Here is a 15,820-nt window from a genome sequence, read left to right as displayed (position 1 = left end):
CAGTGGCGGTTTTGTTCATCCCCACTGATTATTATCACGCAAATAGCGGATAAAAGCGGATTTCTTTCTCATCCATTTGAGAAAGAAATCCGCTTTTTATTTACTATTATTATTCATATATATAATGGTTTCTTTTAACCCTTCATAATATGAAGTTTTAGGTAGAATACCTATATACTTTTCATATTTCTCTCCACTTAATATAACTGGTTTTTCTGTCAAATATAACATTTCAACATATTCCTTCATCTGCTTATCAAATAAACCAATTAACTTTATCATACCTCGTTTTACAGTCATAACCCGTTTTGTATATCCCGTTAATTCACGTATATATTGAATCATTTCTTCTCCTGTAATAACACCACAACCTGGTATATTCCAATGTTGCCCATACGCTTCCTCATGTAATGCTAATTCTACCATCGCTTTTGCGCCATCTGGCGTAAAAATGTACTCACGTGCAATCTTCTTATCTCCAACAAAACTAGATCCTTTATTTGCAAGCACTCCATTTAAAGTATGATGAATAAGTGTGCTTTCTGCCTGTGGACCGTAAAAGTCAGGAAAATGAGCGATAAACATTTTGACGCCACTCTGCTCCGCCATCATGCCGAGTTGTAATCGGATTTTCCCCTTCTTCGTATGGGGTTCCTTTTCAGCACTTTCTTTAACAAGCCCTTGAACTTGCCTTCCATATGCATAAATATTATCAACGATCCCTAACTTCAGATCATTCTCTTTTGTTACTTCTAATATATTTCTTAGTAGTTTAGGCTGTTTCTCTTCCCAATCTGAATATGGAATATTAACAGCATGAAATATAACATCTACACCTTTCGCTGCACCTATTATGTCTTTCTTTACAAATACATCCCCCGCTACCGTTTGTATATGTTCTTCTCCTTGAAATAAACTCTCCAGCTTCCCCTTATTTCTCGCAAAAGCAATTACATCAATTCCTCTATTACATAACTCCTTTGTAATTGCATATCCCATTGCTCCAGATGCTCCCAGTACTAACGCTTTTTTCATCATAATTCCCTCCCTAATTAATTAACCACCGTTCAATTAATTACAAAAAGAAAATCACTTACATTAGAAGCGATTTCGAAAGAAACTCTACATGCGCCCTAGCTAACCCTTTTACCTCATCAAATGTTTGCCCACTTCCGCAATAATGCGCCACAAACCCATGTAATGATAAAAAGACAGACCATATCGTCATTGTATCTATTTTTTTATTACATAAAGAAAAAATAACCTTTGCAAATTTTTCATAACTAACATTCGGACTGTCCGCTAAACATTTCTTTAACTCGCTATCTTTAATTAAAAACATAATTTCATAATGGCTTTGATTTTCCAAACCAAATTCTATAAAGCCAAACAAGACTTCTTTTAACTGCTCTTCTGAAGATAAACTTCTTTTGCTAATTTCATCTAATTTGTTATTTAACAATTGAAAGTCTTGTTCTACCATCGCATAAAAAAGTTCAGCCTTATTTTTAAAATGGTAGTAAATCGAACCATGGCTATACCCTAGTTCTGTCGCAATTTTACGCATTGAAGTGTGTTGATATCCTTGCTGTACAAATAAATCCCTTGCTACATTCATAATCATTTCTCTTGTTAATTCTTGTTTGACTGCTTTTCTTGGCGACATTGTTTATACCTCACAAAATAATTAACCACTGTTCAATTACATTATATATTTTTTCCAAAATAATGCAACACCTTACTTTTAAAAATATCCGTTTTTGAAATGATAGCATTATACGAAAGAATTTAGTATCATGATTCAAGGTACTATTTCAAATTGGACGGAGGATATTATGAGCTTATTAACAGTCGAAAAACTAGGACATACATTTGGTGATCGAACACTATTTAAAGATGTATCTATGCGTTTACTAGCAGGAGAGCACGTTGGTTTAGTTGGTGCAAACGGTGTTGGTAAATCAACATTTATGAATATTATTACTGGACAACTTATCCATGATGAAGGTCGTGTAGAATGGACACCTGGTACAAATTACGGTTACTTAGACCAACATACAATTTTAACGCCTGGTCGTACAATTCGTGACGTATTAGCAGATGCGTTTTTACCTTTATTTGAAAAAGAAAAAGCACTAAATGAAGTTACAGAAAAAATGGGAACTGCTACACCAGAAGAATTAGAAGAACTTCTTGAGCAAATGGCGGAGATTCAAGATGCCCTTGAAGCAGGTGGTTTCTATTTATTAGATATTAAAATTGAAGAAGCAGCGCGTGGTCTTGGAATTGACGCAATTGGTCTAGATCGTGATGTTGCAGCATTAAGTGGTGGACAACGTACAAAAGTATTACTTGCAAAGTTACTACTTGAGCAACCTGAAGTATTACTATTAGATGAGCCTACCAACTATTTAGATGTTGAACACATTCATTGGCTAACAACTTATTTAAAAGAATACCCACATGCATTCCTATTAATTTCCCATGATACGGAATTTATGAATAAATGTGTAGATATTATTTTCCATCTAGAATTTACGAAAATGACGCGTTATACAGCGACATATGAAAAATTCTTAGAGCTAGCGGAAATGAATAAAAACCAACATATAAACGCTTATGAAAAGCAACGAGAGTTTATTAAAAAACAAGAAGATTTTATTGCGAAAAATAAGGCTCGTTACTCAACGACAGGCCGTGCAAAGAGTCGTCAAAAACAATTGGATCGTATGGAACGTATCGATCGTCCTGAAACTGCTATTAAACCTGAATTCTCATTTAAAGAAAGTCGTGCGAGTAGTCGATTCGTCTTCGAAGGAGAAAATGTAGAGATTGGATATACACATCCGTTATTACCAAAGTTAACAATGACAATTGAACGTGGTGAAAAAATTGCAATTGTTGGATGTAATGGTGTCGGTAAGTCAACACTATTAAAGACGATTTTAGGTAAGATTAAACCATTAAGCGGAAAAACAAGTCTTGGTGACTTCTTAAACCCATCATACTTCGAACAAGAAGTGAAAGCTGATAATATAACACCAATTGATGATGTTTGGAATACATTCCCTAGCTTAGATCAGCATCAAATTCGTGCAATGTTAGCGAAATGTGGTTTAAAAAATGAACACATCTCTCGTCCACTAAATCAACTAAGCGGTGGCGAACAAGCTAAAGTTCGTTTATGTAAGCTAATGGGTGAAGAAAGTAACTGGTTACTCTTCGATGAGCCAACAAACCACCTTGATGTTACAGCAAAAGAAGAGCTGAAAAAGGCGATGAAAGCATACAAAGGAACAATTCTGCTTGTATGTCACGAACCAGATTTTTATGAAGGTTGGATAACAAAGACTTGGGATGTAGAGAAATGGGCCCAAGAAAATTCTTAATCACCTGAAATCATCCCTTTACACCATCACTTAGTGTGTAAAGGGATTTCCCCTTAAAATAGCTATAAAATTCAATAAGGAGTTTTTAATTATAATGCAAAGTTCATTTTTTCTAAAACTCAATACATTTTGTGTGAAATCCTTGTTAGTACTATGTCTCATTATTTCTGCAGCCATTACATGGCAATCAGTTTCTGTGGTTAGAGAACAAGCCCACACTCGTTTACTTATTATAATCCCGAGTATTATTCTAATCGGTCTTCTATTCTTATTAATTGGCTATATTTCTAATAAATATATGTCAACACTAGTATTCACTATTTCACTTATCATTTTAGCTTTCTCTATTCGATTAATCTGGGTTCTTACTGTCCAAACTCCTGTCGAATCAGATTTTGCTATGATGTACAATAGTGCTGTACAAGCAACTAAAGGAGATTTTAGTTTTGCCCAAAGTACATATTATACTTCATGGGTTTACCAACTTGGATTTACAATGTACCAGGCTCTTATTATTAATTTATTTGGTGAAGGAACCTTCCTTCTAAAGCTTTTAAATATATTATATTGTACAGGAACGACATTACTCGTTTACAAAATAACTTCTCATATATTTAATGAGTGGTCTGGACGCGTCGCTGGATTACTATACGCAATATATATCCCAAGCGTCGTATTGAGCTCAGTCCTAACAAATCAACATCTTGCTACATTCTTATTTTATCTTGGGTTTTATTTATTAATTACAAAAGGCTTAAGCCATAAATATATGTGGATTTTCATAGGAATTTCGCTTTCTTTAGGCGATATCATGCGCCCGCTTGGAGCTATCATCCTAATTGCAGTAACTATTTATGTCTTTTTACAAGGTATACTAGGAAAATCAAAACAAGATATTTTTACTTCCATTAAAAAACTTTGTGGGATTTTTGTCGTATTTTACCTTGTACATTACATTATAAGTTATTCATTTATATATGCCGGAATTACACAATACCCATTATCTAACCGTGATCCTCTTTGGAAATTCACAGTAGGGTTTAATCACGAAACAAAAGGGGGATATTCTGCATCAGATGCAGAATATATTATGTCCTTTGAAATCGGTGAAGAACGCAAAGCTGCTGAAAAGAAACTAATTCAAGAGCGAATATCTGATCCACAAAAAGTTTTATCTTTATTTGGTGATAAGTTCACGCTCATGTGGGCAGATTACGATTCCGCCCCATTATGGAGTTTACTAACACTAGGGGACACAGATAATGATATGCTGACTTTAAAAGACAACCTTACGAAATATGAAAAGTATATGTACATTACAGCTATGCTCCTTAGCACAGTAGCACTTCTTTATCTCACATTGACGAAGCAAAATAATACACATTATACACTGTTTTTATTATTGATAATTGGTTATGTAACTGTTCATTTCTTAATCGAATACCAAACAAGATATCGATACTTCATCATTCCTAGCTTTACGATTATTCAAAGCTACGGTCTATATTTATGCTATCGATTTATATCGAACAGAAAGACCTCAAAAATATAAAATACAATGATGATTTAATTATCACAATAAACAAAAACGAAATAAAAAGGCATGAGCCCGGTGCAATACCGAACTCATGCCTTTTTATTTCTACCCATATTCTCTTTTTTATTGTAAACATAATTTATAGCAAAGGCCGACAAAATGATCATAGATATTGTAGCCGAATAATGATATCTTGATGCTACTTCTACTAATAACTGCGCCATTGTTAATCCTATTGTAAATAAACAAATCATAAATAGGATCGATTTATCTTTATTTTTTATCATTATTAACACACCTAATATCGAAGTCACAATTAAGAAGTAATAAAAAATATTAGATGCCACAGTGTATCTTACTACATTGTCTAGCGCAGGCTCTGCGTAAGAAACCGCTGCACTATCTTCACTTAAAAAGACAAAGAATTTATCCGAAAATAATTTCATAAAATCGATATTATCATTTTGTACTCTATTTTTCGCCTCTTCTAGCATTTTTTGTTGAGCATCATTAGCAGTCCATCCTGGTTTATTACTGTACTCAAACAATAATTCTGCATCTGGCATGTTCCACTTCCCTGCGTTCTCCTGGTTAAATCCTACATAAATATTATAGCCCGGGGTTGATGCTATCTCTTCACCTAAACGTAATGTTATATACTGATTAATCGCCGAAGAAAAAATAATATATCCAATAACGATAGCCCCTACATATACTACCTTATTTAATAATATTTTTTTATTTCCTATGTGCTTCGTATTAATAATAAATAACCATATGACTAAAGCTATAATTGGGACAGCTGCAATTGGTCGCACCATATTCATTAATGCAAATAGTGCTGCTAATAAAATCGAATAGACGAGTAATTTTTTTATATTTATATTATGAATCTTCTCATGAACCATTATCATAACTGTCCAAATCAATAGCAGTATTGTACAATACAATGGCTCTGACAGTGCAAACATATTATAAATCGTTTGAGAAGGCAATACGATCCATAAAATACTTGCTGTTATTGCTGTTTTAACTCCACCAATTTTTCTAGATATAATATATATTAATCCCATTGATATTGTAGTTAAAACAACATTTATAATGGGAGCTACCATATAACTTGCTCCAAATATTTTTAAGAAAATACTTAAAAATGAGGCGTAACCAAAAATGTGTGGAAATAACGCGATGTAATTATTATTAATAACAAATTCTTTACTTAATGCTTCTGCAGTATAATAAAAAGTAGCGTAATCAACCAACGGCTGGATTTTGTATGTCAGAACCCACGTTAATTTAACGGCTAAGCAAATAATTACTAACACAAAAAAGCATTTTTTCTCGTTGAATTTTTCTAGATATAACGAACCTTTTCTAAGTATATAGGACCCAATTGTACATAAAAGTATGACCCCAGTTACTATCATTGTGTAATTGTATTTTTGCGTATCCGAAAAATAATCAATAATTAATATTGAGGCAAAAAACACATATATTATGTACACTGCACGTGTAGAGAAAGTCGATAACCCTTTTAAAAATAATTCCAATACAATCTACTCCTTTAAACATTGGTACAAAGGCACCACTATATACTGTATAAAGCTAAAGCACTTTATAACTAATCAATTATAAATGAAAATCAAAAACATTCTTATTTTCATTTATGCTATAATCTATATGAGTATTCAAATAATCCCAAATAATGACGTACGAACCATACTACATACCACTATACATGAATTTTGATATTGTTTCCATTTTCACCTTTTGGATCGACACACCACGTTTACTTTCACAAAGTATAAGCACTTATATGACTACTCTCTCTAATTAAATGTCACATAAATTCAAATTCCTGCAAGATTGAAGCTACTCAATTTTATTAACGTTTCAGCATAAAATATGCTATAATAAATATTTGTTATGTAGAAATACCTTTTCTACATGTCTTATTTTATTTATATATTTTATAAAGATGAGGATACTATTATGGAGAAACTCTTAAAGTTCGGTTTAGTAGGAATCTTTAATACACTCATTACAATTATTAGCTTTTGGATATTATTAAAATTCGGGATGAACTACCTTATTGCGAATACCATTGCCTATTCAATTGGTGTTGCCAATAGCTACTATTGGAATAAAAATTGGGTGTTTAAACCTAATAATAAAAGCACGTCAATGTTCTTTAAATTTCTAACTGTAAATTTAATTGTATATGCTTTTAATACATTATGTTTATTTATATTAGTAGATAAACTTTCCTTTAATGCATTAATTGCACAGATTTTCGCAATTGGTGTCGGAATGGTTATCAATTTTGTCCTTAATAAAATTTGGACATTCAACCAAACTGAAAAAGCTACTAATTAAATTTGAACGACTTATTAAAAATACGGAGGATACAACATGCAAAAATTAATTTCGGTTGTAGTTCCTATGTACTTCGAGGAAGAAGTAGCACAGGAATGTTATAACCGTTTAAAGTCCGTTATGCTTCAAAATGATATTAATTATGAGTTTGTCTTTGTAAACGACGGTAGTACAGACCGTACAATGGACATCCTATCAGAAATTGCTGCAAATGATTACCGTACGAAAATCGTTAATTTTGCACGCAACTTTGGACACCAAGTAGCTGTTACAGCTGGTATTGCTGCTGCAAAGGGCGATGCTATTGTCATTATAGATGCAGACTTACAAGATCCACCAGAAGTTATTCCTGAACTTATTGCAAAATGGGAAGAAGGATATGAAGTTGTTTATGCAAAACGTAAACAACGTAAAGGTGAAACTTGGTTTAAACTTTTAACAGCTAAATATTTCTATAAATTCTTAAACTACATGTCTGATATCGATATCCCAAAAGATACTGGTGATTTCCGAATCATCGATCGCAAAGTAGCTGATGTTTTCAATCAAATGACGGAGCGAAATCGCTTCATTCGCGGTATGATGTCTTGGGTTGGCTTCCGCCAAACGTATGTTGAATATGAACGTGATGAGCGCTTTGCCGGCGAAACAAAATATCCATTAAAGAAAATGATTAAATTTGCATCAGATGGCATTATTGCATTTTCGACAAAACCGTTACGCATCGTTATGTCTTTAGGCTTATTATCAGTCCTCATTTCTATAATCGTATTGATATATACAATTACTGTGAAAATCATCGGCGATGGTACTCAAACAGGTTGGGCATCCATTATGGTCGCTATTACATTCTTTAGCGGTATTCAGTTACTTGGTCTTGGAATCGTCGGTCAGTATATAGCTCGTATTTATGACGAAAGTAAAAACCGTCCGATTTATATTGTGAAAGAAACAATTAACATTGAAAATGAAGAGACAGCACAGAAAAAAGAAACAGTGAATGTATAATAAAAAAGGTAACAATGAAAACAATCATTGTTACCTTTTTATATTGTAATATCCCATAAGTCGCAAGCGAAATTCTTTTAAATTTGGATATACATCTAAATTAGACAGCATCCCTTGAATAACCGGAAGCCTTGGATTTGGCAACCTCATTTCCGCCTCCAAAACATCTAACGTAACAAGTAATCCATCATCTTCTAATTGATCAGCTAATGTACGTTTAAACACAATGATTTCTTTTAAAAAGTGCTCCTTAACTTGTTCCTTAATTAGTTCTGATTTACAAAGAAACTCTCCAAGCCTTTCTTCATGTAAAACAGGCTCTTCCATAGACCCTATAAGTCCCTCTACTAGATGATCTATCCTTTTTAAAATAAACGTTGATACATAGGCTAAGTCAATTTTTGGTGCTTGTAAAATGATTAATTCTAAATACCCACGGCATATCCCTTCCACTATAATTACTAAGTCCAATAAATATGGAATGACCTTGTCACCATAAATAGACAATAAGCTATTCCGATAAAATGCGTGCGACTCTAATTTCATCCGCATCATAAATTCTTCCACTTCTTTATTAAATGGAATAGCATTTTCTCTCGCATGCATAATAATAAATTCTTTATGCTTCTGTATATCATTAAACTGACAATATAATTGTTTTTCAAATTTTTCACGCGGTAATAATGATTCTTTATCAATATCCATCATTTTATTTTGGATTTTGTCATAATAATATCGAAGTGTTGCTAATAACAACTCATCCTTCGATTTAAAATATAAGTAAAAAGCCCCTTTCGATATACCACAGGCTGTGACGATTTCTTGTACTGATGTCGCATTCACACCCTTGGTCGCAAATAACTTCATAGCCATCTCTATAATTAAGCGTTCTTTTTCTTTCATATCTTCTCTCCTAAATTTAATCTCGCATCTTATACTAAATATATCCCACTACTTGCCACAGTAAAAAATCATGAATTAAAGTTTCACTTTATCCCGCTATTTATGGGCAGTAAAACTCCCATCTCACATTCGGCGAATACGAGGACATTGGGCGGGAGGTAAATGCCCGATTAATGAGGGCTAATAACCAGTGTGGGATGGGCACCCACCCACTGATTACAGTTTCACTTTATTATACCATCTCTTTTCATTGACTACTGACCAATCAGTCAGTTATATTATGTATTAGACTGACCGATTGGTCAATATAATAAAAAGGGAGCGCAAACATGAACAAAATCATCAATTTCTCGTTAAAAAATAAGTTCGCAGTTTGGCTACTAACCATTATTGTTACTATCGCCGGGATCTATTCTGGGCTCAATATGAAGCTGGAAACAATTCCTGATATTACAACACCCATTGTAACAGTAACTACGGTTTATCCTGGTGCTACACCAGAAGAAGTAGCTGATAAAGTTTCAAAGCCGATTGAAGAACAACTGCAAAATTTAAGCGGTGTTAACGTTGTTAGTTCATCATCTTTTCAAAACGCATCTTCTATTCAAGTAGAATATGATTTTGATAAAAACATGGAAAAAGCAGAAACAGAAATTAAAGAAGCTCTCACGAATGTGAAACTGCCAGACAGTGTTAAAGATCCGAAAGTTTCTCGAGTAAACTTCAATGCTTTTCCTGTTATTTCATTAAGCGTAGCGAGTAAAAATGAATCCTTAGCTACTTTAACTGAAAATGTAGAAAAAAATGTTATTCCAGGATTAAAAGGGCTTGATGGAGTTGCATCTGTTCAAATTTCGGGACAACAAGTAGATGAAGTACAACTTGTCTTTAAGAAAGATAAGATGAAAGAATTAGGGCTAAGTGAAGATACTGTAAAAAATATGATTAAAGGATCGGACGTATCTTTACCACTTGGCTTATATACATTTAAAGATACGGAAAAATCAGTTGTTGTAGATGGTAATATTACAACGATTAAAGCATTAAAAGAATTAAAAATTCCAGTTATCCCTTCGTCACCGAACGGTCAAGGTATTCCAAATGCTGGCGCTAACGCACAAGCCACACAAATGAATCCAGCTACTATGAATGGCATTCCAACAGTTACATTAGAAGAAATTGCTGACATTAAAGAAGTTGGGAAAGCAGAATCGATTTCTCGAACAAATGGAAAAGAAGCAATTGGAATTCAAATTGTGAAAGCTGCTGATGCAAACACAGTTGATGTCGTAAATGCTGTTAAAGACAAAGTAAACGACCTTGAGAAAAAATATAAAGACTTAGAGATCATTTCAACATTCGACCAAGGTGCACCGATTGAAAAATCAGTTGAAACAATGCTGAGCAAAGCAATTTTCGGGGCTATCTTTGCGATTGTTATTATCATGTTGTTCCTACGAAATATCCGAACGACGTTAATCTCTGTCGTTTCTATACCACTTTCTTTATTAATTGCTGTTTCAGTTATAAAGCAAATGGATATTACGCTGAACATTATGACACTGGGTGCCATGACAGTCGCTATCGGACGCGTTGTTGATGATTCCATTGTTGTTATTGAAAATATTTACCGACGCATGTCGTTATCCGAAGAAAAATTACGTGGAAAAGATTTAATTCGTGAAGCCACGAAGGAAATGTTTATCCCAATTATGTCTTCTACTATTGTAACAATTGCCGTATTCTTACCGCTCGGACTTGTGAAAGGTATGATTGGTGAAATGTTCTTACCATTCGCCTTAACTATCGTCTTCGCTTTATTAGCATCGTTACTAGTGGCAATTACAATCGTACCAATGTTAGCTCATTCTTTATTTAGAAAAGAAAGCTTGCGAGAGAAAGAAGTACATCATGAAGAAAAACCAAGTAAATTAGCAAATGGTTATAAACGTATATTGGAATGGGCTTTAAATCATAAAATCATTACATCAAGTATCGCTGTCCTTCTATTAGTAGGCAGTCTTGCACTTGTACCGGTTATCGGTGTAAGTTTCTTACCATCTGAAGAAGAAAAAATGATTATTGCAACATACAACCCTGAACCGGGTCAAACGTTAGAAGACGTTGAAAAAATTGCAACGAAAGCTGAAAAGCACTTCCAAGATAAAAAAGACGTGAAAACAATTCAGTTCTCATTAGGTGGAGAAAACCCAATGAGTCCTGGTCAAACAAACCAAGCGATGTTCTTCGTTCAATATGATAACGACACGAAAAACTTCGAAAAAGAAAAAGAACAAGTCGTGAAAGATTTACAAAAAATGTCTGGAAAAGGCGAATGGAAAAACCAAGACTTCGGAGCAAGTAGCGGTAGTAACGAAATTAAACTATACGTTTACGGAGATAACTCGGAAGATATTAAACCTGTCGTGAAAGATATTCAAAATATCATGAAGAAAAATAAAGACTTAAAAGATGTAGATTCTAGTATGGCCAAAACGTATGCAGAGTACACTTTAGTCGCAGATCAGGAAAAACTAAGCAAGATGGGTCTAACGGCCGCTCAAATTGGAATGGGACTTTCTAATCAACACGATCGCCCCGTTCTTACAACAATTAAAAAAGACGGTAAAGATGTAAATGTATATGTAGAAGCTGAGAAACAGCAGTATGAAACAATCGATGATTTAACGAATCGTAAAATTACAACACCACTTGGTAATGAGATTGCAGTTAAAGATGTGATGACTGTAAAAGAAGGTGAAACTTCTAACACAGTAACACATCGTGATGGCCGCGTTTATGCAGAAGTAAGTGCAAAATTAACATCTGATGACGTTTCAAAAGCATCTTCTGCAGTCCAAAAAGAAGTGGATAAAATGGATCTTCCTTCTGGTGTAGATGTTTCTATGGGCGGTGTTACAGAAGATATTCAAGAATCATTTAAGCAACTTGGTTTAGCGATGCTAGCTGCGATTGCTATTGTATACTTCGTTCTTGTCGTTACATTTGGCGGTGCACTTGCACCATTCGCAATTTTATTCTCGCTACCATTCACAATTATTGGGGCTCTTGTTGCCTTATTAATCTCTGGCGAAACATTAAGTGTATCTGCAATGATTGGTGCGCTTATGTTAATCGGTATCGTTGTAACAAACGCAATCGTTCTTATCGATCGCGTTATTCATAAAGAAAATGAAGGTGCATCAACACGTGAAGCTTTATTAGAAGCTGGTGCAACACGTCTGCGTCCTATCTTAATGACTGCAATCGCAACAATCGGAGCCCTTATCCCGCTTGCATTAGGATTTGAAGGTAGCGGTTTAATTTCGAAAGGACTTGGTGTAACTGTAATTGGTGGGCTAACAAGTTCAACGTTATTAACACTTCTTATCGTTCCAATCGTTTATGAAGCACTAAGCAAATTTAAAAATAAAAAAGTAAAGTAAAATAAAAAAACAACCTCGCTAAATGCGAGGTTATTTTTTATTCCCAAACAAGATTAGGAAATCACCGTATCCTTCTTTCTCTAATTCCCCTTTTGGGATAAATCGAAGGGCTGCTGAATTAATGCAGTAACGAAGGCCATTTGGTCCTGGACCGTCTGGAAATACATGCCCAAGATGTGAATCCCCTTCTTTACTTCTCACTTCTGTACGCGTCATATTATGACTCACATCCATTTTTTCTTTCACACTTGCTGCCATAACTGGTTTTGTAAAACTCGGCCATCCACACCCACTATCAAATTTATCTATAGAAGTAAACAACGGTTCACCTGAAACGATGTCTACATAAAGACCTTCATCTTGATGGTTCCAATACTCATTTCGAAATGGTGGTTCTGTACCATTTTCCTGTGTTACATAAAACTGCATCTCATTGAGTTTTTCTTTTAAATGGGCATTATCCTTTGGCCAATGTTGCTTAATAAAAGCATCTCGGCCCGAGCCTTTACGATATAACTCATAGCGAAATGTATTTTTCTTATGATATCCTTGATGATATTCTTCAGCTGGATAAAATGTAGTAGCAGGCAATATTTTTGTCGCAATTCGTTTTGAAAAGCGCCCACTATGCTCAAGCTCTTCTTTTGAAGCTTCTGCCTTTTTATGTTGTTCTTCATTATGATAAAAAATCACTGTTTCGTAAGACTGTCCACGGTCATGGAATTGCCCTCCGATATCAGTCGGATCAATTTGTCTCCAATATATATTTAATAACTCTTCATACGGCATTTTGTTTGCATCAAATGTAATTTGTACTGCCTCATAATGTCCAGTTGTTTCCGAGCATACTTCTTTATACGTTGGATTCTCTGTATGGCCACCTGTATAGCCTGAAACAACTTGTATAATCCCTTCCATCTCTTCAAATGGCGAAACCATGCACCAGAAACATCCTCCGGCAAATGTAGCTAATTCTACCTTTTCATTTACAGCCATTCTTTCACCCCTATTCTATATTCTTCTTACAGTATGGCATAAGAAACACCATGTTATAAAAGAAAAAGCACCGAATATCGATGCTTTTTCTTTACTCTATTGTTTTCCAACATCCTGATCCATTTCATCACTTGTCACATCTAAAACATCCAATAAGAAAATGAAGATTGGAATACCGATAATTAGTCCCCAAACACCTAAAAAGTGTTCAGAGAAAATTAGTATCATAAACGTGTAGAAGATCGGTAAATTTGTTTTTTGTGACATAAATTTCGGGTTTAACACATAGCTTTCGAGCGCATGGATTACTGTTACGATAATTAAAATATAAACGACATACATAATACCGCCGATATTGTAAGCAATCATACAAAGTGGGAATAACGAAATAATAACACCTGCCACTGGAATTAAACCAAGCAAGAAAATCATTAACCCTAAGCCTAATAATTGCGGGAAGTCTAATATCCATAATGCGATAACAGATAAAACACAGTTAACAATTGCAATTAAAAATTGTGCTTCGATTACTTTTCCGAATGAACGTGCAAATTTCTTTCCAAAATACTCAATTTCCGTATAGAAAATTGCAAGCCTGCTTTCTTTAAACTTCGCAGTAAAAGCAACGATACGCCCTTTTTCAAGTAAGAAAAATAAGCTTAAAATTACAGAAAGTAAAACTTGAAGGCCAAATTTCCCAACATTCGTAATGGATTTATACAAAATGTCTACGCCTTGCCCTACATATTTAGAAAGCTCCATATGATTAACAGCATTAACCGCATACTTAATTAATTCACTATCCGGTGGATTTCTTAAAAATACATTGAATTGATAAATCAATTGCGAAATTTGTATTGTTAATACCGGTAAATATTTAAATAGCGTAATGGCAATTCCCGCCACTAACATTACATATAAAAGCGCTATAATAATTTTTCGATTAATTGGCATGAAATGTTCTAATTTACGAGAAATAAACTTTTGGAATCGATCCATTAAATACGTCAACATAAACGTAATTAAAATTAAATTTAACATACTTTGCATCCCATACAATACGAGAGCAAGTAATACTAATACGATTAACCTCTGAAATCCTTTGCTTTGAAACAGGTTTTTTATTTGCATAATCGACGAGTACTCTCTCCTGTCCTATAAAGTAAAACGTTAATAAGTAGATTTATCTCTCTTTTCTACCTTTAATTATTCATTCATATTAAGATTCTTATAAGCTTAGTATACGCATCCCTTACCGGACTCTATAATAGCTTACTTCTTATTTTACAATACAATGACCTAATTCAACACGTATTATACATAGTATTAATGAAGATTTAAGGAAACTTGTATTCCGATAGGTCTTACCACTACTGTAACATAAAAAGCAAGCCATCAGTAGAAATCCGTCCTACAAATAGCTTGCTTTTCTCATTTTTTTAAGTAAGTTTTACTATCCAATAAATGGCATGAACATCGGTATGACAACTACTGTCACAACCCCAACTACTGTTACAGCAATGCTTGCCATCGCTGCCTCTACTTCACCCATTTCAATTCCTACTGAAACTCCTAATGCATGACCTGCTGTTCCAAGTGCTAGACCTTTTGCAATTGGATGTTTCACTCTAAATGTTTTTAAGAATAACGCTCCTAATGCATATACGATAACTGCGTTAAAAATAACTGCAAATGATGTAATTGCTGGAATACCGCCAATACTTTCAGAAATTGGTAATGCAATAGCTGTTGTTGCTGCCTGTGGTAACATTGAATTCATTACCGCTGTATCTAAACCAATTGCTTTTGCAATAATGAACACGACAACCACTGAACAAATAGATCCGACCACGATGGCTGATAAAATTTGCCACCAGTATTTTTTTAACTTATCCACTTGTTTATACAATGGAATTGCAAATGCGATTGTTGCTGGTTCTAAGAAGAAACTGATCATTTTCCCACCAGTATTATATTCTTCAAAAGTAAAGTTACCTACCTTTAAAAATACAATCCCTAATACCATCGCTACGAATAATGGTGTAAATAAGAAGAATCCTTTTGAATGTTTGAATAAAAATGTTCCGATTCCGTATGCAATTAATGAAACGACGATTCCGAAATATGGAGTCATTGTGCTTGTCATGTTCATTACCTCCTAACCA

Annotated in this window: 12 protein-coding genes; 5 read left to right on the top strand and 7 right to left on the bottom strand. The window is 34.1% G+C overall.

All coding sequences use genetic code 11. From position 1 onward, the window contains the following. Positions 1–96 precede the first annotated feature (96 nt). Together ACQKNI_RS22885 and ACQKNI_RS22880 are read right to left on the bottom strand one after the other, a co-directional pair. Positions 97–1,035, bottom strand: coding sequence for an NAD-dependent epimerase/dehydratase family protein (locus ACQKNI_RS22885; RefSeq protein WP_088231889.1), 939 nt, complete (start codon positions 1,033–1,035; stop codon positions 97–99). A 58-nt stretch (positions 1,036–1,093) separates the two neighbouring features. Continuing rightward, entirely contained in the window at positions 1,094–1,666 is a 573-nt protein-coding gene (locus ACQKNI_RS22880; RefSeq protein ID WP_088231888.1) for a TetR/AcrR family transcriptional regulator, read from the bottom strand. A gap of 169 nt (positions 1,667–1,835) precedes the next feature. On the opposite strand from ACQKNI_RS22880, the gene ACQKNI_RS22875 reads away from it, so the two are divergent. Both ACQKNI_RS22875 and ACQKNI_RS22870 read left to right on the top strand, forming a co-directional pair. After that, positions 1,836–3,389, top strand: a complete 1,554-nt coding sequence (locus tag ACQKNI_RS22875) for an ABC-F family ATP-binding cassette domain-containing protein (RefSeq protein WP_088231887.1) — start codon at positions 1,836–1,838, stop codon at positions 3,387–3,389. Positions 3,390–3,483: 94 nt separating this feature from the next. Beyond that, the gene (locus ACQKNI_RS22870; protein WP_088231886.1) at positions 3,484–4,941 is read left to right on the top strand and encodes an ArnT family glycosyltransferase; all 1,458 of its coding nucleotides are present in this window, start codon (positions 3,484–3,486) and stop codon (positions 4,939–4,941) included. Between the two features lie 74 nt (positions 4,942–5,015). Here ACQKNI_RS22870 and ACQKNI_RS22865 read toward each other — a convergent pair whose 3' ends face one another. After that, a complete protein-coding gene (locus ACQKNI_RS22865) occupies positions 5,016–6,476 on the bottom strand; it encodes a glycosyltransferase family 39 protein (RefSeq protein ID WP_088231885.1) in 1,461 nt (486 codons plus the stop codon). Positions 6,477–6,918: 442 nt separating this feature from the next. Here ACQKNI_RS22865 and ACQKNI_RS22860 point away from each other — a divergent pair, with 442 nt between their 5' ends. Further along, a complete protein-coding gene (locus tag ACQKNI_RS22860) occupies positions 6,919–7,302 on the top strand; it encodes a GtrA family protein (protein ID WP_088231884.1) in 384 nt (127 codons plus the stop codon). Between the two features lie 36 nt (positions 7,303–7,338). Next, positions 7,339–8,310 (top strand): glycosyltransferase family 2 protein, encoded by a 972-nt coding sequence (locus tag ACQKNI_RS22855; protein ID WP_088231883.1) that lies wholly within the window; start codon positions 7,339–7,341, stop codon positions 8,308–8,310. 30 nt (positions 8,311–8,340) lie between these two features. On the opposite strand, the gene ACQKNI_RS22850 is transcribed toward ACQKNI_RS22855, so the two are convergent. Beyond that, positions 8,341–9,213 (bottom strand): TetR/AcrR family transcriptional regulator, encoded by an 873-nt coding sequence (locus ACQKNI_RS22850; protein ID WP_088231882.1) that lies wholly within the window; start codon positions 9,211–9,213, stop codon positions 8,341–8,343. 329 nt (positions 9,214–9,542) lie between these two features. Between ACQKNI_RS22850 and ACQKNI_RS22845 the strand changes: the two genes are divergently transcribed. Next, positions 9,543–12,659, top strand: a complete 3,117-nt coding sequence (locus ACQKNI_RS22845; RefSeq protein WP_098840804.1) for an efflux RND transporter permease subunit — start codon at positions 9,543–9,545, stop codon at positions 12,657–12,659. 30 nt (positions 12,660–12,689) lie between these two features. On the opposite strand, the gene msrB is transcribed toward ACQKNI_RS22845, so the two are convergent. The 3 genes from msrB to lrgB form a co-directional block, all read right to left on the bottom strand. After that, entirely contained in the window at positions 12,690–13,655 is a 966-nt protein-coding gene (msrB, locus tag ACQKNI_RS22840; protein ID WP_088231880.1) for a peptide-methionine (R)-S-oxide reductase MsrB, read from the bottom strand. A gap of 96 nt (positions 13,656–13,751) precedes the next feature. Further along, on the bottom strand, positions 13,752–14,786 hold the full coding sequence (locus ACQKNI_RS22835) for an AI-2E family transporter (protein WP_088231879.1): 1,035 nt from the start codon (positions 14,784–14,786) through the stop codon (positions 13,752–13,754). Positions 14,787–15,108: 322 nt separating this feature from the next. After that, positions 15,109–15,801, bottom strand: a complete 693-nt coding sequence (gene lrgB / locus ACQKNI_RS22830; protein WP_088231878.1) for an antiholin-like protein LrgB — start codon at positions 15,799–15,801, stop codon at positions 15,109–15,111. Positions 15,802–15,820 lie beyond the last annotated feature (19 nt).

The organism is Bacillus sp. NPDC094064, assembly GCF_050279585.1.
Lineage (GTDB): Bacteria > Bacillota > Bacilli > Bacillales > Bacillaceae_G > Bacillus_A.
This window is presented reverse-complemented; position numbering and strand designations above follow the sequence as displayed.

Coding starts and splice junctions, on each gene's coding strand:
- ACQKNI_RS22860 (WP_088231884.1), top strand. CDS start 6,919: ATGGAGAAACTCTTAAAGTTCGGTTTAGTAGGAATCTTTAATACACTC.
- ACQKNI_RS22880 (WP_088231888.1), bottom strand. CDS start 1,666: ATGTCGCCAAGAAAAGCAGTCAAACAAGAATTAACAAGAGAAATGATT.
- ACQKNI_RS22835 (WP_088231879.1), bottom strand. CDS start 14,786: ATGCAAATAAAAAACCTGTTTCAAAGCAAAGGATTTCAGAGGTTAATC.
- ACQKNI_RS22870 (WP_088231886.1), top strand. CDS start 3,484: ATGCAAAGTTCATTTTTTCTAAAACTCAATACATTTTGTGTGAAATCC.
- ACQKNI_RS22885 (WP_088231889.1), bottom strand. CDS start 1,035: ATGAAAAAAGCGTTAGTACTGGGAGCATCTGGAGCAATGGGATATGCA.
- msrB (WP_088231880.1), bottom strand. CDS start 13,655: ATGGCTGTAAATGAAAAGGTAGAATTAGCTACATTTGCCGGAGGATGT.
- ACQKNI_RS22855 (WP_088231883.1), top strand. CDS start 7,339: ATGCAAAAATTAATTTCGGTTGTAGTTCCTATGTACTTCGAGGAAGAA.
- ACQKNI_RS22850 (WP_088231882.1), bottom strand. CDS start 9,213: ATGAAAGAAAAAGAACGCTTAATTATAGAGATGGCTATGAAGTTATTT.
- lrgB (WP_088231878.1), bottom strand. CDS start 15,801: ATGACAAGCACAATGACTCCATATTTCGGAATCGTCGTTTCATTAATT.
- ACQKNI_RS22845 (WP_098840804.1), top strand. CDS start 9,543: ATGAACAAAATCATCAATTTCTCGTTAAAAAATAAGTTCGCAGTTTGG.
- ACQKNI_RS22875 (WP_088231887.1), top strand. CDS start 1,836: ATGAGCTTATTAACAGTCGAAAAACTAGGACATACATTTGGTGATCGA.